At 39.7% G+C, this 19,585-nt stretch carries 18 protein-coding genes; 15 read left to right on the top strand and 3 right to left on the bottom strand.

The features are described 5' to 3' along the window. Positions 1-184: 184 nt before the first annotated feature. The 14 genes from AQPE_RS18650 to AQPE_RS18715 all read left to right on the top strand — a co-directional run bounded on the left by AQPE_RS18650 (position 185) and on the right by AQPE_RS18715 (position 14,938). Positions 185-1,876: a substrate-binding domain-containing protein gene (locus tag AQPE_RS18650; RefSeq protein ID WP_318348007.1), complete on the top strand. Its 1,692-nt coding sequence runs from the start codon at positions 185-187 to the stop codon at positions 1,874-1,876. A gap of 47 nt (positions 1,877-1,923) precedes the next feature. Next, on the top strand, positions 1,924-2,781 hold the full coding sequence (locus tag AQPE_RS18655; protein ID WP_318348008.1) for a 4Fe-4S dicluster domain-containing protein: 858 nt from the start codon (positions 1,924-1,926) through the stop codon (positions 2,779-2,781). Continuing rightward, complete coding sequence (gene nrfD / locus AQPE_RS18660) at positions 2,774-3,997, top strand: NrfD/PsrC family molybdoenzyme membrane anchor subunit (RefSeq protein ID WP_318348009.1); 1,224 nt, start codon at positions 2,774-2,776, stop codon at positions 3,995-3,997. The genes AQPE_RS18655 and nrfD overlap by 8 nt, the downstream gene beginning before the upstream one ends. A 99-nt stretch (positions 3,998-4,096) precedes the next feature. After that, positions 4,097-4,867 (top strand): glycine cleavage system protein H, encoded by a 771-nt coding sequence (locus AQPE_RS18665; RefSeq protein WP_318348010.1) that lies wholly within the window; start codon positions 4,097-4,099, stop codon positions 4,865-4,867. 233 nt (positions 4,868-5,100) lie between these two features. Further along, the gene (locus tag AQPE_RS18670; protein WP_318348011.1) at positions 5,101-6,774 is read left to right on the top strand and encodes a sensor histidine kinase; all 1,674 of its coding nucleotides are present in this window, start codon (positions 5,101-5,103) and stop codon (positions 6,772-6,774) included. Positions 6,775-6,786: 12 nt separating this feature from the next. Further along, positions 6,787-8,130, top strand: a complete 1,344-nt coding sequence (locus AQPE_RS18675) for a sigma-54-dependent transcriptional regulator (RefSeq protein ID WP_318348012.1) — start codon at positions 6,787-6,789, stop codon at positions 8,128-8,130. A gap of 9 nt (positions 8,131-8,139) precedes the next feature. Then, a complete protein-coding gene (locus AQPE_RS18680; protein WP_318348013.1) occupies positions 8,140-8,670 on the top strand; it encodes an archaemetzincin family Zn-dependent metalloprotease in 531 nt (176 codons plus the stop codon). A 641-nt stretch (positions 8,671-9,311) separates the two neighbouring features. Further along, entirely contained in the window at positions 9,312-9,812 is a 501-nt protein-coding gene (locus tag AQPE_RS18685) for a CHRD domain-containing protein (protein ID WP_318348014.1), read from the top strand. 83 nt (positions 9,813-9,895) lie between these two features. Next, on the top strand, positions 9,896-10,270 hold the full coding sequence (locus tag AQPE_RS18690) for a hypothetical protein (protein WP_318348015.1): 375 nt from the start codon (positions 9,896-9,898) through the stop codon (positions 10,268-10,270). Between the two features lie 12 nt (positions 10,271-10,282). Beyond that, positions 10,283-10,861 carry a YceI family protein gene (locus tag AQPE_RS18695; RefSeq protein ID WP_318348016.1) on the top strand — a complete coding sequence of 193 codons (579 nt, stop codon included), beginning with the start codon at positions 10,283-10,285 and terminating at the stop codon, positions 10,859-10,861. A 19-nt stretch (positions 10,862-10,880) separates the two neighbouring features. Next, positions 10,881-11,846 (top strand): DUF5777 family beta-barrel protein, encoded by a 966-nt coding sequence (locus AQPE_RS18700; protein WP_318348017.1) that lies wholly within the window; start codon positions 10,881-10,883, stop codon positions 11,844-11,846. A gap of 115 nt (positions 11,847-11,961) precedes the next feature. Further along, a complete protein-coding gene (locus AQPE_RS18705; RefSeq protein ID WP_318348018.1) occupies positions 11,962-12,564 on the top strand; it encodes an RNA polymerase sigma factor in 603 nt (200 codons plus the stop codon). A 19-nt stretch (positions 12,565-12,583) separates the two neighbouring features. Then, positions 12,584-13,792: a porin family protein gene (locus tag AQPE_RS18710; protein ID WP_318348019.1), complete on the top strand. Its 1,209-nt coding sequence runs from the start codon at positions 12,584-12,586 to the stop codon at positions 13,790-13,792. Between the two features lie 252 nt (positions 13,793-14,044). After that, entirely contained in the window at positions 14,045-14,938 is an 894-nt protein-coding gene (locus tag AQPE_RS18715) for a COG4315 family predicted lipoprotein (RefSeq protein ID WP_318348020.1), read from the top strand. A 557-nt stretch (positions 14,939-15,495) separates the two neighbouring features. Here the strand turns inward: AQPE_RS18715 and AQPE_RS18720 are convergent. From AQPE_RS18720 to AQPE_RS18730, 3 genes are all read right to left on the bottom strand, one after another. Beyond that, positions 15,496-15,630, bottom strand: coding sequence for a hypothetical protein (locus AQPE_RS18720; protein WP_318348021.1), 135 nt, complete (start codon positions 15,628-15,630; stop codon positions 15,496-15,498). Positions 15,631-15,745: 115 nt separating this feature from the next. Beyond that, a complete protein-coding gene (locus AQPE_RS18725; RefSeq protein ID WP_318348022.1) occupies positions 15,746-16,483 on the bottom strand; it encodes a relaxase/mobilization nuclease domain-containing protein in 738 nt (245 codons plus the stop codon). Then, positions 16,480-16,830 carry a hypothetical protein gene (locus tag AQPE_RS18730; protein WP_318348023.1) on the bottom strand — a complete coding sequence of 117 codons (351 nt, stop codon included), beginning with the start codon at positions 16,828-16,830 and terminating at the stop codon, positions 16,480-16,482. The genes AQPE_RS18725 and AQPE_RS18730 overlap by 4 nt, the downstream gene beginning before the upstream one ends. A gap of 392 nt (positions 16,831-17,222) precedes the next feature. Between AQPE_RS18730 and hsdR the strand changes: the two genes are divergently transcribed. Then, a complete protein-coding gene (gene hsdR / locus AQPE_RS18735; protein WP_318348024.1) occupies positions 17,223-19,541 on the top strand; it encodes an EcoAI/FtnUII family type I restriction enzme subunit R in 2,319 nt (772 codons plus the stop codon). Positions 19,542-19,585: the final 44 nt, after the last annotated feature.

Raw genomic sequence — 19,585 nt, forward strand, 5'->3', positions numbered from 1 at the left:
TGATAGTAAATGAGATTGATAGATTCAATTTGGTGTATATGTGTTGAAAAAATATACAATATGCTCTGCTTTGTTTTTAATCGTATAATAGTTAAAGTGCAGTATTATAGGCTTTTGTGTTGTGTTTTCTAAGTTGGCACTGGATTTGGATTCCCTTGTATTATCATTTTAAAAGGGAAAAATCATGAAAACCAGGATCTTTTTAATCGTCGCATTTCTTCTATTAAATTGCCTTTATTCAAAAAGTAAAGAAGCTTCTTCGGGAGGTTCTGATTCGTTGTCAGGTTCAATAAATGTAACTACTTCTCCGGAATTGTACGACCTGACGATGAAGTGGGCAAATGAATACAGCAGACTGAATCCAACACAGAAAATCACTGTGAGTAAAGCTTCAGAAAATACGGTTTCAGAAATAATTAGTTCCGGAGAATTGGGGATCGTATCTGAAGAGTTCTATCATAAATTAAACAATTCTTCAACGCGGAGTATGGTTGTTGGTCGGGATGTGATTGTTCCGGTTATGAGCTCCAAAAATCCTCTATTGAACGAGATTTGTCTTAAAGGGATTACAACAAAAGATTTGTCACAAATTATTTCAAACCCTGAAAATAAAAGTTGGGGAGATCTCATAGGTGGTGCTCAAAAGACTCCAATCCATTTTTATACAGCCAACGATCAATCAGCCGTATCGGTATTGAGAAGTTTACAGAATTTGCATCAACCATTCAGTACTGGGATTCAAACAGCTGGCACAGCCGAAATGATTCTGGCCATTCAAAACGATCCGAATGCTCTCGGCTTTTTTAACCTGACACAAATTGCTGACCCAAACAATAAAAATCTTCTGGAAGGATTGAGATTCGTTCCGATCGATAAAAACGGGAATGGAAAGATCGATTACATGGAAAACATATACACCGATATTGAATCGTTCTCAAGAGGTGTGTGGATCGGAAAATACCCAAAAGCTTTAACATCCAATATTTATTCTGTTTCGTCGTCGAATCCAAATAACACTTCAGAAGTTGCATTTCTGAAATGGGTGCTCACCGATGGCCAGAGTTTCCTGAATGAAAATGGTTATAGCAATCTAGTTTACAATGAACGACTTGCCCAATTGGGAAAATTCGGACAGCCAGATTTGTATGCCACTGTTCCCGTTGAACGTACAAGTTCATTGTTGTCAGTGTTGCTTTTGATCTTGGTTTTCATTGTTATAACAGGTGTTGTTGTTGAGTTGGTTTTTAGGGCATTTAGAAAAAGAAGTAAAGCCAGTCATGACTTTAAGCCAGTCTCAATGGGTGTTTTCAATGAAGAATCAGTAATTATTCCTAAAGGACTTTACTTTGGGAAAACTCACTCCTGGGCATTCATGAAAAAAAATGGGTCAGTAAAGATTGGAATTGATGATTTTCTGCAACACATCACCGGCACGATTACCCGGGTTGAGTTAAAGCGTGCAGGTGAAACGGTTAAGAAAGGAGAGCTCCTGATGTCGATCATTCGGAAAGGAAAACTCCTGAACATTTATTCACCCATTTCAGGAACGATTACTGAAGTCAATGAAAATCTGGAATACAACTCTTCATTGCTAAATTCATCTCCATATTCTGAAGGTTGGGTCTATCTGATTGAGCCATTGAATTGGGGGCTTGAAATCCAGTATTTGTTGATTGCTGAGAAATATAAGGAAGCATTAAAGGATGAATTTGCTCGATTAAAAGACTTTTTTACATCGTTGATAAAAGCCAATTCTCTTGATTTTGCTTACGTTACCATGCAGGATGGCGGAGAACTTACTGACAATCCATTGGCTGAGCTTGAACCTGAAGTTTGGGATGATTTTCAGACAAAGTTTATTGATGCTTCAAAATAAGGCTAAACATTATTTCAGGACTTAACTACCAAATAAATCATAAAGCTATGAGTATAAATCGAAGAGGCTTTTTTGGCCTGCTGGGTGCAACCGGTATTACCCTTGCCATTGGTAAAAATACATTTGCATCGCCTAAGGATAAAAGTAATGTTGAGTTTTTCGGAGTTTTGTACGATTCAACCCGTTGCGTGGGCTGTCGAACCTGCGAATATGAATGTGCAGCTGCACATGCGCTTCCCGAACCATTATCAGAAGTTGAACCAATTCGCAAAACAAATGAGACCTGCAATACCGTGGTTAATACATTTCAAACTACCAAAGGTGAGGTTTACATCAAGCGTCAGTGCATGCATTGCAACGAACCTGCCTGCGATGCTGCTTGCCTGACACAAGCCATGCATAAGAATGAAACAGGGCCCGTTACCTGGAATGGCGATAAATGTATGGGATGTCGCTATTGTATGGTATCCTGTCCGTTTGATAGTCCTAAGTTTGAATTTCACAGTACAAATCCCAAAATTCAGAAATGTGATATGTGTTTCGACCGGCAAAAAGCAGGTGAGAAACCGGTTTGTGTGACGAACTGCCCCAATGACGCGCTAATGTTTGGCACACGACGTGATTTGATTAAAGAGGCCCGTCGGAGAATCTACGAAAAACCTGATTTATACACAGATCACATTTATGGTGAACACGAGGTAGGAGGTACTGGATGGCTTTACCTTTCTCCGGTTCCGTTTGAAGAACTTGGTATGAATACCAACCTGCAACAATCATCTTATCCGTCATTGACTAAAGGATTCCTGTATAGTGTTCCTTCAGTCGATTTACTGCTACCACCGCTTTTGCTGGGCATTTACACAGCGACCAAAAACAAACAACATAAAGAAGACGACAATGAATAATCGGGTCTACTCCTTAGAAAATGAAAAAGAACATAAATTCAGATGGAAATTTTTGTTTAGCGAATTAAAGCCGAAAGGTAAATGGCTTACACCATTTAATATAATCTCAATTCCAATTATACTTTTAGGTATTTTCCTAATTGTAATACGTTTCTGGAAAGGGCTGGGATCTGTTACGAACCTTACTCAGGATGTTCCGTGGGGATTATGGATCGGGTTTGATGTCGTTACAGGTGTTGCATTTGCCGGAGGTGCATATGTGGTCACTTTTATGGTTTACGTTCTGAATATGAAAAAATATCATCCGATTGTAAGGGCTACTGTACTGAACGGCTTTCTGGCTTACGCGTTTTACACAGGTGCATTACTGCTCGATTTAGGTCGGCCATGGCATGTTGTAAATCCTGTAATCGGGAATAGTTATGGAACCAGTTCTGTATTGTTTTTAGTTGCCTGGCATTTTATACTTTACATGCTTGCCGAACTGATCGAGTTTTCGCCTGCTATTGCCGAATGGCTGGGATCGCGCCGAGCCCAACGGATTCTTTCAGGAATGACCATTGCCGCTGTTATTTTCGGTATTACCTTGTCAACCCTGCATCAATCAGGTTTAGGAGCGCTTTATCTGATGGCCAAAGAAAAAATACATCCACTGTGGTATTCCGAGTTTATCCCTATTCTGTTTTTGGTTTCGAGTATTTTTGCCGGACTTTCAATGGTCATTTTTGAAGGGTCAATCAGTCACAAGGTATTTTCTGACCAAATCAGTGGAAAGAATCACCACTCGCAAAATGGTATCATTCACGGATTATCAAAAATATGTGCAGTTGCCATGTTTGCATATTTTTGTTTGCAATTCCTTGTTTTTCTTCATACCAAACGATGGGGTTTGTTAAATACTCCAATGGGCTATTGGTTTTTGCTTGAAATGATCGGATTTGTATTTATTCCAATGGTTATGTTTTTTTACAGCTATCGGACAAGTAATATTTTCCTGATACGATTTGCTGCAATCTTAACCATGATTGGAGTGGTACTAAATCGTTTGAATGTTACAGTGATTGGTTTCAGATGGGATGCGGCGGTACACTATGTTCCATCCTGGATGGAGATTGTTGTTACATTGGCCGTTATTTTTACTGAAATCTGGATATTCAGGTGGGTTATTCGTCGCATGCCGGTGCTTAGGGAATCGCCTGCATGGGCTAAAGAATAAAATCGATTAATCGACGACGGTTCTCTGAACTGGTTGAAATAGATAAAAGAAATTAATCAGCTGTCGCAATTATTTGAGCGATGGCACAAAATAATCGCAATGGAAGGATTTACTTACAACAACATTTTCGAAATGAAAGGGATTGAATATTTGGCGATCGTTGCATTTTTCGCTATTCTGATTCCATTCTGGATATTTTTAAATAAAGAGGTGAAAACAAAGAAGAATGCTCAGAAATCGTTAGGAACTCTTACTCCTGATTCACTGAAAATTCCTCATGGATTGTTTTTTAGCCGGTTTCATACCTGGACTCACCTCGAAAGATCTGGAGTTGCAAAAGTTGGACTCGATGATCTGTTGGTACACATTACCGGAGAAGTCACATTCAACAGACTTTTAGATTCGGGTGATCGGATTAAAAAAGGTGATTTTTTAGGCGAAATAGTTCAGAACGACAAACGGCTCAAAGTTTATTCGCCTATTTCCGGAAAAATAATGGAAACGAATTCAGTGCTCATTAAAAATCCTGAATTGATGAACGAAGATCCCTACCTGAAAGGGTGGATATACAAAATTAAACCCACAAGTTGGGTGACCGATACGCAATCGTACTTTCTTGCCGAGGATGCCAGCCTATGGGCAAGGCAAGAGTTGACCAGATTCAAAGATTTTTTGAGCGAATCGATTGTTAAATATTCGCCTGACCCTTCGTCTGTAGTTTTGCAGGATGGTGGTGAATTGCGTGATCAACCGCTTTCAGAACTTTCAACTGAGATCTGGCAGGATTTCCAAACGGAATTTATGAGTAAAAAAGTATTGTGCCGACGCAAAAGCTGTTTTCGGGAACCAGATAAGTTAAAAAACGATTGATTTTTTTTGATGAAATTGTCTGTCTAAAAGTTCTAAATGATTGATAATTTGGTGTCTGATAAGAAAGCGATGAGAGAAATCATCGCTTTCTTGATTTTTACTTCTGCGAATGAGTCTTATAGTCATTAAACATACAATTCGCTGAAACAAAATCGGATAGTTGAGGCTGAATTTAAAATTTTGAGACTAAATTAGCATTCAGTAAATGGCTTTAAAATTTAATCCTATTTTTCATGAATTGGTTTAAAAGAGTAGCAAAAAAAAATATTGCAGGAAGTCCAATAATTAGTCATTATGTGAAATTTCGCTCTTCAATTTACGGGAGAGTTGTTTTTATAATTGCTATTTTATCTGTTTTCCTTTTTGTATCATTCAATATTATTTTCCAGTCGGTTAACGAACAATATCTGAATACAATTATTCGTCAGAGCGGTAATAATATTGGATCAATTGTAGAAGGAGCGTTGTATCATTCGATGCTCCAGAACGATAAAAGTGCCCTTCAGAATACACTCGATATTATCAATACACTGCCTGGAATTGATGAGGTAAACATGTATGATAGCCGTGATAGCCTGGTTTATTCATCATTTACTACCGATCCAAACGATAGTCACGCCGACCCGAATTGTCTCAGCTGCCATTCCAATATCCGGTCTTTGTTTCCGGGGACGGAGAAGTCGTATAAAATTATCGATATTAATACGGATTGTCTGATGAATAAAAGTGATAATGGCAGCAGACATTTGCTTATTCGGTCGCCTATCATGAACGAAAGATCGTGTTATGTCAGTTCTTGTCATGCGCACGAGGCGACCGATACCTTGCTAGGTTCTCTTGTTATTAAAATTCCACTTGAAGCTCAGGACAAAGCCATTCAGAAATCATCAACCGAGTTTTTCTTTTTGGCCATTTTGGCAACCATGCTGCTTGTTTCATTTTTGTTACTCTTCACCCGTAAGAAAATTAAGAATCCGCTGAATGAATTGGTTAAGGTGAGCGTTGCAGTTGCCAATGGTGATACTAGTACCCGCCTTGATATAAAACCGAATCAGCTGGACGATATGCGGGTAGTTTCCGAAGCGTTTAACGACATGTTGGATAATCTACAAACTGCAACTGTTGAGTTGGAAAACTGGTCGCAGCAATTGGAATATAAAGTTCAGAAAAAATCGGAGGAACTGGGTGCCGCTCAAAATGAACTGATGCATGTTGAGCGATTGGCTTCTTTGGGAAAATTATCATCATCTGTTGCACACGAAATCAATAATCCTTTATCCGGAATTTTGATTTACACAAAATTGCTTATGAAGCAGGTTGGTAATCCTGAACTGTACGCCTCCAAACGAGAGTCGATGCTTAAACATTTACGGTTGATTGAATCGGAAACAAAGCGTTGCGGCGACATTGTAAAAGGATTGCTTGATTTTTCGAGGAAAGATCAGAACGATTTTGAACCTAAACATTTACATGAAATATTGAAGGAAACTTATGAGTTAATGACTCATCCGATCAAAATTGCCGACATCAAATTTGAATACGATTTTGCAGCTAGTTCAGACCTGATTTATTGTAATCCGAACCAGATTAAACAGGCTTGTATTGCGATTCTGGTCAATGCTTCTGAAGCGATTAAGGAAAACGGTGAAATCACGATCAAAACCAGGAATTTGGATGAGGAAACCATTTGTATTGATATTTCAGACAATGGTTTAGGTATTGCTGAAGAAGACATTTCCCATATTTTCGAACCGTTTTTCTCGACAAAACAAGATGTAAGCGGCATTGGTTTAGGCCTTGCGATTGTTCATGGCATTATTCAAAACCATAAAGGTAAAATTCAGGTAAACTCCGAGTTAGATCGGGGAACAACTATTTCAGTAAATTTACCATTGATAAAAAGTTAAGGAGATTGACGAATGGCAAAAAAGATTTCAATATTGATCGTTGATGATGAAGAATCGGTAAGAGATTCCTTATACAATTGGTTTCTTGAAGATGGATTTCATGTTGAATGTGCTGAAAACGCCAAAAGAGCGCTGACTATTCTTGAATCTGACCAGTTTGACATCATTCTTGCTGACATTAAAATGCCGGGAATGGACGGTCTTGAAATGCTTCGGAGAATTAAATTAATTAAGCCTGATTCAATTGTTATTGTTATGACAGCATTTGCAACTGTAGATACAGCTGTAAAAGCACTGAAAGATGGAGCTTACGATTATGTAACCAAACCTTTTGATCCGGACGATTTGACTCATTTGATTCGAAACGCCACCAAACAAATCTCTCTGGTTGAGGAAAATGAAACATTAAAGCAAAAAGTAACTTCACTCGAAAATGTGGAAGACCTGATCGGAAAGAGTGAGGCTATGAAAGGCGTATTAAAGCAGGTTGAAAGCGTGGCCCAAACCAATTCTTCTGTTATTATTACTGGCGAAAGTGGCACAGGGAAGGAGCTTATTGCCCGTGCTATTCATGCCAATTCTCCACGAAAATTTTTCCCTTTTGTGAGTGTTCATTGCGGTGCATTAACCGAAAGTTTGCTTGAAAGTGAGTTGTTTGGTCACGAAAAGGGAGCTTTTACCGGTGCCATGTATAATCGTAAAGGCCGGTTCGAGATGGCTGACAGCGGTTCTATATTTTTAGACGAAATAGCAACGATTTCAACAAAAATGCAGGTTGAATTGCTTCGGGTTTTGGAATCAAAAACATTTATGCGGGTCGGTGGAAATAAGGAAATCAGTTCCGATTTCAGGGTAATTTGTGCCACCAACAAAGATTTGAAAAGCATGGTTGAAAAGGGAACTTTCCGTGAAGACCTTTTTTACCGTTTAAATGTGGTAAACATCCAAATTCCGCCTCTGCGCGATCGCAAAGATGATATCCCATTATTGGTCAATTACTTTATAAACAAATATTGTACATCAATGAATAAACCTCCTGCATCAATCGATCAGGCGGCATTAAATCGAATTCAGGAGTTTAATTTCCCTGGAAATATTCGCGAGCTTGAAAACATGATTGAGCGAGCCATCGTTGTCGGTAACGGGAAGAAAATAACGTTGAAAGATCTTCCGTTGGAAAAGACTTTTGTAAGTAATTCAGCCGAAAGTCTCGACGATTTTGAAAGGGCATTCATCCTTCAGATTCTTACTAAATACGAATGGAATATTTCGCGCACTGCCCGTGCATTAAAAGTTGATCGGGTGACTCTTTACAACAAAATCAAGAAATACGATTTGAAGTTGGCAGATCAATAAACTTGCCAAATGAACCTGCAAACCATTACTTTAGTTTCGTTCGGTTTCTTCGAAAAAGACATTTTAGAGAAGACAGCAGTGGCTGTGATTGAGGAATATCATTGCTCTGTCATTATTAAAGATGGACATCTGGATTTAAGTGAATATTACGATGCACCCCGTAGGCAATATGATGCGAACGCCTTGCTGAAACAGGTTCATTCCATGTCGTTCCCGGAATCGGATAAGAATCTTGGGATATTTAATGTCGATCTTTTTATTCCGATATTGACTTTTATTTTTGGACAAGCTTTTTTGGGCGGACAAACTGGGATTGCTTCGCTTTACAGGCTTAGTAATGAGCGGTATGGTATGGTTCATGACGAATTGTTGATGCTTGAACGGTTCAAAAAGGAGGTTATACACGAACTCGGACATACATTTGGTTTAATTCACTGTCAAAGTCCGATGTGTGTTATGCGTTCGAGTACTTATGTTGAAGACATTGACCAGAAAAGCGTGCATCTCTGCCGCGATTGCAAGTCTAAATTGGACATTTGAATTGCAATTCTGATGAATTTTAAACGAAGCCTTAACTTTTAAATTATTTCCATGTTTCCACTTTTGAAGTCATCGTGGAGCTAAGATTCGCAACTGACTGTTAAGAAATAAAAAGAGAGCTATTCCTAACTTTCCATTAGGAAACCCAAGTGGAAAAATGTCAAACTTTTTGCTTGAAGATTTTCAAATTATGAACTAGTTAAAGTAATCATCAAGTACGTTTGACAAGTACCAGCCCCCCACTTGAATATATTGAAAGATGAATTGGCCTGGGCCAGGAAATATGCCTAAGAAAAATTCTTAACCTCATAAGACATTTAAATAGTTATAGTACCGGAATTGGTATTCATCCAGGTTAAAGTATCCGGTAAACTTAACTTTAGACCCCCATAATCTTCGGCAATAACCCTTGTGAAAATAAGCTATTTTCCTTGAGACTTTCTAGTAATGATTGGAGCCATTCCGGTCGTCTGGATTTCTGTTTGCAAAATTTGTAAAATAAACAGATAAAAAGATGCTTTAAATTGAAATGTAAGCAGCGTTTTTGAGTTTCGTTCCGTACTCCTTATAGAAACACTTGTTAAAAGGCCTTTAACAGAAAACACTGAAAACATTTTTATTCATTTATTAAAACAAAAGCCATGAAAACAATTGTGAAACTTCTGATGATTAATCCGCAGTCATGCGGCGTATTTCTTCTCTTCCTTCTTATCGGAGTTGCATCGTGCAATAAAACAGACACTACCGAAATGAGCAGTACGGTTAGCTATTCAGGTACTTTTGTCAAGTCGGCCGATACGGTTGTCACTTCAGCCACTGGAACAGTTTCTGCCACGTTTGATTTAACGTCCATGGTCTTATCTTATACGGTTACCTGGAGCGGTTTAACATCAAATGCGGCAAATATGCATTTTCACGATGCTGGTCCGGTTATCTACCCCATTATGGGTTTTGCTGAAGCGAGCTCTGGCACACTATCCGGTTCTGTAACCCTAACTGCTGGCCAGGCTTCTGATCTGGCTTCCGGGAAAATTTATGTGCAAATCCATACAGTGAATATTCCGTCGGGTGAGATTTTAGCCAATCTGTCGCAAACTGGCAGCAGTTACACACCTCCTTCAGGAGGTGGTTACGGATACTGATGAAAAGCCCATGCAACATGTCCTGGTAATTGCTTAAGCCAGGGCATATGCCCCCATGTTTCAGATTTAAAAGACTAACAGTTATGAAAATAAAAAGTAAACTTATTGCTGCACTGATTGCCCTTTTGTTGTTCGGCTGTATCAATATGGCTCCTGAAAAGCTTGATGAAAACCCGGAACAACCAGGATGCACGCCTCAATTTCCTGACATGAATGTGACCTACAATAACTATGTAAAAAAAATTATTACACGCTATTGCATCACATGTCATCAGGGAGGTAATTCTCCCGGGCCCGGAAATTTTTCGACCTACAACGGAGTTCGGATTTACGCCGATTTCTTCGCTGTCCGGGTTATTCAGGATCGCGCTGATATGCCACAGGGAAACGCACCTCTTCCAAAATATGTAAGAGATTCGTTGAATATCTGGATTAATAACTGCTCACCCGAAAATTAATAAACAAAACTTATGAAGACTTTGATAACGATCATCATGCTTATTGTGAGCTGTGCAGTTCAGGCACAGATAGTTACATCGCGTAATGCGAAGCTTAGTTTTTTTTCAGAAGCCCCAATTGAAAACATCAGTGCTGAAAGCAATACGGGAGTTTCAGCACTGGATCTGTCAACTAAAAGCGTCTATTTTAAGGTTTCAATGCGCTCTTTTCTATTTAAAAAAAGTTTGATGCAAGAGCATTTTAATGAGAATTACATGGAAAGCGACAAGTATCCGTACGCCGAGTTTAACGGAAAAATAAATGAACCGATCGATCTCACGAAGGAAGGAATCTACCCGGTGACCGTTCAGGGAGACCTGAACATTCATGGTGTGACTAAAAACTACAATGTAAAAGCAGAACTGAAAGTGAGGGGAGGAGAAATTACGGCAAACTCTACCTTTCCGGTTAAACTGGCCGATCATGGCATTAAGATTCCGCGTTTGGTCATAAAGAATATTGCTGAAATTGTGCAGGTCACTGTTGCAGCTCAATATAAAGCGGAATCAAAAGAAGCCGCTCAAAGTTATTCGTCACCGAAAAAAAAATAACAGCACTAATCGATACACCATGAGAACATTTCCACTATTAATATTATTTGTATTTGTTTGCAGCCTTTCGCTAATGGCTCAAAATGATTTAAGCAAAATGTTTGACGAACCAGTTCAGGCTAAAGAGCATATTCCGGTAACTGCAACCTTTAAGTCGCCGCAAATCATCAACGGGCAATCCAATGAAACAATGCACAAACACGATTTGCTTTTTGTGGTGATGCACCGGTTTGGTGACATTGCAGGAAGCTACGGGGGAATGCAAACCTTTTATGGACTGGATAATTCTTCAGATATCCTTATTGGTTTTGATTATGGTATTTCCGATCGGTGGAGTTTTGGCATCGGAAGAACCAAAGGCGCGCCGAATGGTACGAATACCAGCCAGAAGCAATTGTTCTATTTGAAAACCAAGTATAGGCTATTGAGGCAATCAATTGATAATAGCATACCTTTTTCGGTAACTTTATTCGGTAACAGTGTTACCTCGGGAATGGACAGGCTGAACCTGATTACCTCCGACGCTGATTTTCAAAAATTCTCCGACCGGATGAGCTCTGTTACGCAGGTCATTATTGCCCGGAAATTCAACGATAACTTCTCACTTGCCTTGTTGCCAACTTATGTCCGGAGGAATTATGTATCCTATATGGACATGAATAACCTTTACGGGCTGGGAATTGGCGGACGGCTGAAAGTGACGCACCGGATGACTGTTGTTGCCGATTATTTTTTGAGTTTCAGAAGTCAGGAGAGCAAAGATTATTTCCTTCAGCAAAGTGGATTCAGGTTTTACAATCCTCTTGGAATTGGCCTTGAAATGGAAACAGGCGGACATGTCTTTAATTTCATTTTTACCAATTCAACTGCTATTCTGGAGAATCAGTTCATCCCAAGTACAAGCAGTACCTGGACCAAAGGAGGTTTTCGCTGGGGTTTCAGCATCAGCCGTACCTTCACCCTGTCAAAAAAGTCCGGCTCATAACATTTTAAGTTCGCGTCAGGTTTCATTAGAAATGAAAGGGAAAATTTACTGTTAATCTGAACAAAGCCATAGATAATATCGTTAATGCCTTCAACATGATATAGTTGTTACCGGAATGGTTGAACGTGAATTACAGCAGATTATCGATGGTTGCATAGAACAAGACCGGCATAGCCAGGAATTGTTGTATAAAAAGCTTTATGGTTTTGCCATGAAAATTTGTTTGCGATACACTGAGAACAGGTATGAAGCTGCCGATGTTTTGAATGAAGGCTTTTTTAAAGCCTTTACCAACATGGAGAAATACGATAAAAACTGGCCATTTAAAACATGGCTGAGTAAAATCATGCACAATGCTTCGATCGATTATTACCGGACAAACTTTAAATGGAGCCAGCTGGTTGGAATAGAAAAGTCGGATACAAAAATAAGTGAGGCGGCCGTTGAGCATAAACTTGACTACGAGGATTTACTCTCCCTGATTCAACGTCTTCCTCCGGCATACAGGCTCGTATTTAATTTGTATGCGGTTGATGGCTATTCTCACGAAGAAATAGCTGAGATGACTGGAATCACGGCCAGTACTTCCAGATCAAATCTCTACAAGGCGCGTGTCAAGTTGCAACAGATGTTATCCGTATCACAGTCGGTAGTTATTTTGTTGATGCTGAAATGGAGAAAGGCTGCCCTGAACAAATTAACGCAAACTGATTTATGAAAAATTCATCAAGATCATAATGAACAGGAACATCGAAGATATTGACCAGTTATTTCGCGAGGGATTGAATCCTGAAGATGATCGTTTGGCTTACCAGGAGGCTGACTGGCTGGAACTAAAGAAGCGACTTGACAGGAATGCCCAAAAGCGACGCGGAGTTTTCTGGTTAATCCGGTTAAGCGGTGTTGCCGCGTTAATTCTCCTGTTCTTTGCCATTCGTACGCTTTTGCCTGAAAGCCAAAATCGAATCGTTCAGCAGGCCGAAGTTCAACAAAATGATCAGAAACAGCAGCAAAAGCAGGCTCAGCCCATAGTCTCTCCTGAAGTGCGAAAAGATGTCAGAAAAGCTGAATCCGTTTCAGGAACCTTGCTGGCTCAAAACAAACCTTTGGAAAAGCAATTACCCAAAAAGCTGCCGATTCATCAGGCATCAGAAAATGAAATCAATAATGGAGACACCATATTGGTTAATAACTTAAATATTTCCAATACAAAGCCAGAGCAAAAGGTTCATCGGGCAGATCAGGCCACAAGTCAGCCCGATGCGGTGAAACCTGTAGAACAGAAACGGCCAGCAACTGACGAATCTCTGTTTGCACCAAATGAAAAACCCAATGAAATCCCAGAACCTGAACACCTGGCTCACAAATTAACCCTGAGTGTGCTTGCTGCTCCGGATTATAATGGAGTCAATAACCTGAACAATGCCAGTATAGGTGACAACTTCGGTCTTCTGGTAACCTTTAAAATAGCGAAAAACTGGAGCTTCAGTACCGGAGGGGTTTATGCCAAAAAACTCTACGAAACAGGTTTCGGTAATTATAGTCCTTCAAAAAATATATGGGACGAATATTATCCAAAATCGGTATATGCTGATTGCCGAGTGCTCGACATTCCTTTGAATATCAGCTATTCATTGGTTTTCGGAAAGAATACAACAATTAGTTTTGGCACTGGGATTTCGTCGTACATCATGCTTCGCGAAGATTATCGTTTCAGCTACGAGGAACAAGACAGCAATACTGCTGTTGCTTATCATGTAGTCAACGAAAATCAGCATTGGCTGAGTGTGCTTAATTTTCAGGCAACCTTTGAACGACGGATAAATTCAAAGGTAAGTATTGGTTTGCAACCGTATATGAAGATTCCGATGAGCAAAATTGGCTTTGCCGGAGTAAAACTTCAATCTTTGGGCATGGCTGTGGTTCTAAACTGGAACTTTAATTAATTCAGTCGTTTTTCTCTTTCCCTCATTCTTGTTAATTCTTGGCCGTTTCATCTTGGGGTCGAGAAAATTCATTTTTCTTATTTTCAGGGTTGGCTTTTTCTTCGAACCTTTCAACAAGATTGTTATCCGCATTAGAATTGTTGAAAAATAAATCATATAAAAAGGTATTTATTTCTTCATTCAGGCAGCGTTTCCAATTTTCGCTCCGTATTCACTACAGAAACATTTTATTAACGCTTAAAAAACTTAACCATGAAAGGACAAATTCATTTACCAATGTTCGTTTTGTTAGCTGTATTCGGGTTCACTTTAACCCAATGTTCCAAAACAACTGATCCAATGCCTGCTGTAGTCGATCCGGTTATGGTGAAACTCGCCAGCTCAGCCACCCTTGGTAGTTATCTTACCGACAAGGATGGGAATGCGCTGTATTTCTTTTCGAATGATGCGGATGGAAACAACAATTGTACAGGAGCATGTATTACAGTCTGGCCAATTTTCAATATTGCTGGTTTAACTGCCGAACAAGTTGGAACTGGCTTAACATTCGGAGATTTTAATGCGATTAGTACACCTAACGGAAACCAACTGACCTATAAAGGATGGCCTCTGTATTATTATTCCCCAGGTGGGGTCCGCGAGTTATCAGGTCAAACAACCGGCGAAGCTGTTGGTGGAGTGTGGTTTGTAGCGAAACCCGATTATACCATTATGCTGGCTAAAGCACAACTGGTTGGGAAAGATGGGAAAAACTATGTTGTTTCTGCTGCAAATGTTTACTCGGAGGGAGTTGGAAAAACTACCTATTTTACGGACATAGCCGGACGCACGCTTTATGAATTTGCAAAAGACAGCGCTAATATTAACAAATATACCAAAGCCGATTTTTCGAACAATGCGACATGGCCAATTTATGAAACTGACAAGATTGTTGTCCCCTCCATTCTCGACAAATCTTTATTCAGCAGCATAACGGTTTTCGGTAAAAAGCAATTGGTTTACAAAGGCTGGCCAATGTATTACTTCGGACCCGATGTTGATGCAACGACCGGAATGTTCAGAGGTAAAAATATGGGTGTGAGTGTACCTGTTCCGGGAGTCTGGCCGGCATTCTTCAAAGACATCCCAGCTGCACCGCACAAATAATATTGAAAAGTTGAAAAGTAAAAAGAGGGATACTAAAGAAATATTGTGCTTCGTTGGAAATGAATGCGTGAGGTGCTAATCGATTGATATTGTGGGATAATCTGGTTTTTGAAGACAGAAGGATATTTCAAGATTTGCTATTCCCTTAAGGAATTATTTATAATCGTGAAATAGACCAATATCGAACCACCAGAGTGAACTCATTTTTCTCGGCATTCCCTCAACTGAAGTGGGTTTTGGAACAAAAAAAAGCGGATGTTCTGTCAATTTTGACGAAACATCCGCTTTGGTGCCCAGAACAAGGGCATTTTGTATTTTGTAGTGTGCTTATATTCAAGTAATTAGAAGGCTGTATTTTTTATGGCCTCGATAAATACCCTGCCTCGAAATTGAAGAACTTTTACAATACAAAAGTACAAATTATTAGATTTTAAACCAAATTGAATTAGACTTTATATCCTCAATTTCTGATGAGTTTGGCTAAGAATTTTGTGAATTCGGAAATATCCTGATCAACACTAGCTTGTTCCAATGCCGACAGATATTCATTTCGCAATTCAACAGGAATAATCGTCCACGCATATCCACCTGATGCCAGCATCGTGTTCATCAAAAAACGGGAAATTCGTCCGTTGCCATCCATGTATGAGTTGCTCCAACGATTGAGCTAGTTTTTCAAATGGTGTTGCCATAATACTTTTTTATCTAAATTGGTTATCACTTGCATGAATTGAAAGATCAAAATTAGTAAATGAAGTTGTATGTTATTTAGTATTATTTGTTGTGTCGTTATTAGTGTGATTTGCTCTATTTCTGTTCGCCCAATTTTAGTTGCTGGTCAATTCTGGAATAACTGAACTGCCGATCCACTTTTGAACCTGAAAAGAAGTAGCCATTCTTATTGAAGATAATCCCTTGTATTTCATCCGTTTCCTCTTTATAATTAAAAGCCACACCAATGTTTTGATCTTTCAAGGCAACAATAAGCTGGTCCCAGTTTTGAGATTGGGGTATAACTGATTTCAAACAATTAAAAATCTCGTATTTGGTTTTATCCGGTTCACATAAACGGTGTTCGTTGATCTTTTCCTTTCCTGATGCAAAATACAGACCGTATTCCAGTGTCAGTTCTTTGCATACTTTTTCACTTCGTGTATGATCAAACCTGTCAGAGATGGTACGCCCATAATCATTAACGCGATTAAAAATTAGGTGAAGGTGCGGGTGTTCTTTGTCGTAATGACGGCCAATCAGGTATTGTGTTTCCAATATTCCCATCCGGCTCATGTAATCATGTGCTATTTGAACCATAAGTTCATTGGATAGTTTTTCTTTATCCTGAACAGAGAAATTCAGGGAAATATGACCTACTGGTTTCGACAACCGTGGATTTAGTTCTGCCTGTAAATTGAAAGTACGAATAATAGAATCAGGACTGTAAAGCAACACGCCATCACTATCCAGAATTTCAGTTCCTTTGCCCTGCTCAAGGATGTAGTTGACTACACTTCTGAATTCTTGCGCCTTACCAATCTTGCTTATCATCGCGGAAATGGTACAACAAGGTTAGCAACTGGAGCATTCAGGCGATAGTGGTTCGTCCGCGCTTTCAAAAAATATCGCTCTTTGTTTTTTTTGTCTGACTGATTCGGATTATTAATGGTCATGTGGCAAATGTCTCTTCCAAGATTACTCTTGTCAGAGAAAATACCTTGATTGATTACACTGAACCCAATACTTTGCCCAAGAAATTCGTGTGAGAATTTTCCGAATACGCAGGTATTTGCATTTATGTTAACATGCTGTCGGATAAGCATTTTGACACTGGAAGAATACTCACTCTGCTGACCAGCCACTTTTATTGGCTTGCCATTTTCGTTTTCTGTTTTCATTTAAGGCTGTTTTTATGTGACCAGCGGGACAAAAGGCTGATTGGTGATACACCAACAACATCCTTTTTGCACACGCTTTTCTAATGCTTTCATCCTTAAAGCTAGGGTTTATTGCTAAAATGTAAAAGTGTCAAGTTGAATCAAAACAAGTCAAAATCAATTAATTATAGCGGAGTTTTCTTTTTTGGACGTCATTTTTAGAGGATATTTACATCTAGGTGTGTTTTATTTGGTAGTTACTTATATGATTACAAAATCATATCTTAATAATATTAGGAACTTTATGTTTGTTTAAAAGATTAATAACTATTTTTGGAAAGAATGATTTTAATATTGAATTAATCATCTTCCCCAAAGTTTCAAACTAGCAGGAAGAAAAGCTAGAAATATAAATGCACCTTTCCGAATCTGATACCCGTGCCAAACACATTGACCCTAAACTAAAAGAAAGTGGATGGGAAGAGTTTGTAATTCGCGAGCATTATTTTACCGATGGAAGAAAACTTCTGGGAGGTAAACGGGGTCAACGACTTTTTGCCGATTACCTGCTTCGCTATAAAAACACCAACCTTGCCATCATTGAAGCCAAAAAACTGGGCAAACATCCAACGGATGGGCTGCAACAGGCTATCCGGTATGCCGACAAACTAAAGGTGAAATTTATTTTTGCTACCAACGGCGAGAAGATTTACCAGTTTGATATGAGAACAGGAACAGGTGATTATATCGACAGTTTTCCTACGCCTGAAGTACTTTTTCAGGAATCGGTTGATAACCTTACTTCACTGAAGAAGCAACTTCTTGGTGTTCCTTTTTATTTGGTGGGCGACAAACAGCCCCGGTATTATCAGGAAATAGCCGTGAACAAAGCCATTGAAGCCATTGCCGATGACAAAAAACGGGTTTTGCTGACCCTGGCCACCGGAACCGGAAAAACTTTTATTGCTTTTCAGATTGCACACAAATTACTGACGGTTAAATGGAATTTAGACCAAGCCGACCGTCGCCCCAAAATATTGTTTCTGGCCGACCGCAATATCCTGGCCGATCAGGCCATCAATACCTTTAACGATCCGTACGAAAAAGATTTGGTCAAAATTGATGGCTCTGAAGTCCGCGCCCGAAACGGAATTGTACCCACCAATGCTTTTATCTTCTTTGCCATTTATCAGGCCATTAGTGAAAAGGAGAATATCGATGGTTATTTCAGGCAGTACCCCAAAGACTTTTTCGACCTCATTATTATCGACGAGTGTCATCGAGGAAGTGCCAACGAAGTAGGTTCGTGGCGCGAAATTCTTGATTATTTTGGTTCTGCTGTTCATCTGGGATTAACAGCAACGCCCAAACGTGATGACAATGTGGACACCTATAATTACTTCAAAAAACCAGTTTACGAATATTCGCTGAAAGACGGCATCAACGATGGTTACCTGAGTCCTTACAAGGTTAAAAAGGTACGGACCAATATTGACAGTTACATTTATACCGATGCCGACAAGGTGTTGGAAGGTGCTGTAGAAGACCGACGGGTTTATCGAAAACGGGACTTTAATCGGGTGATTATTATCCCCAAACAAATTGAACTGGTTGCACAAGCTATACTCGACAACATCAACCCGATGGATAAATCCATTGTTTTTTGTGTCGATCAGCCCCATGCGCTGAATATGCGCGATGCCATCAATAAATTCAAAAAAGTAAGCGACCCAAATTATTGCGTACGCATTACCAGTGACGAAGGAAAACCTGGACGCGATTTATTGGAACTGTTTCAGAACAACGACCGCGATATTCCGGTAATTCTTACCTCGTCGCAAATGCTTACTACGGGCGTGGATGCCCGAAACGTGCGGAACATTATCATCGTTCGCGAAATTGAATCGATGGTAGAATTTAAGCAGATTGTTGGGCGTGGAACCCGCTTGTTCGAAGGCAAAGACTTCTTTACCATTATCGACTTTTCGGAAGAAGCTACCGACCATTTTTACGATCCTGATTGGGACGGTTTGCCTGAAGGTGAAACCGGCGAGGGTGGAACACGAACCGGAGGAAACACCGGAGGTGGCGGTGGCGGAAATACCGGCGGTGGAGAAGAACCGCCACCCAGACCGCCACGACCACCCAAAATTGTAATCGAACTTTCGAATGGCCGAAAACTGAAGGTGTTGGATATTGAAACCCGATACATCGACGAAAGCGGGAAACCATTGACAACATTGCAGTTTCTTGAAAAACTGATCGGCTTTATACCCGATTTATACCAAAGCGAAGACGATCTGCGTAAGCTGTGGTCGAAGCCCGAAACCAGAGAAGAATTGCTTATTAAGTTGGCCGAATCGGGAATTGACGAAGAACAGCTCGACATTCTGAAAAAGATTTTTGAAGCCGAAAACAGCGATATCTTCGATGTCCTTTTGCATATTTCGTACGAGTGTAGTTTGATTACCCGCAGCCAGCGAGCCAAACATGTAAAAGACGACAATGACTTTTTCGAGGTGTTTAGCAACCTGAAAGCCCGCGATTTTCTGCGCTTTATTCTTGAACGCTACGAAACGGATGGTATCAAAGAGCTGAAACGCGAACGGCTTTCGTCGCTCATCGAACTCAATAACCTGGGAACTACCAAAGAAGCTTCAACGGTTTTTGGTAGCGCTCAAAACCTGATTGATGCTTTTTATAAATTGCAGGAAAACCTGTATGCTGTTTAGTAGAGTGAAATTGAACCAACTGAATAAATATCTATCTTTACAAT

The organism is Aquipluma nitroreducens, assembly GCF_009689585.1.
GTDB lineage: Bacteria > Bacteroidota > Bacteroidia > Bacteroidales > Prolixibacteraceae > Aquipluma > Aquipluma nitroreducens.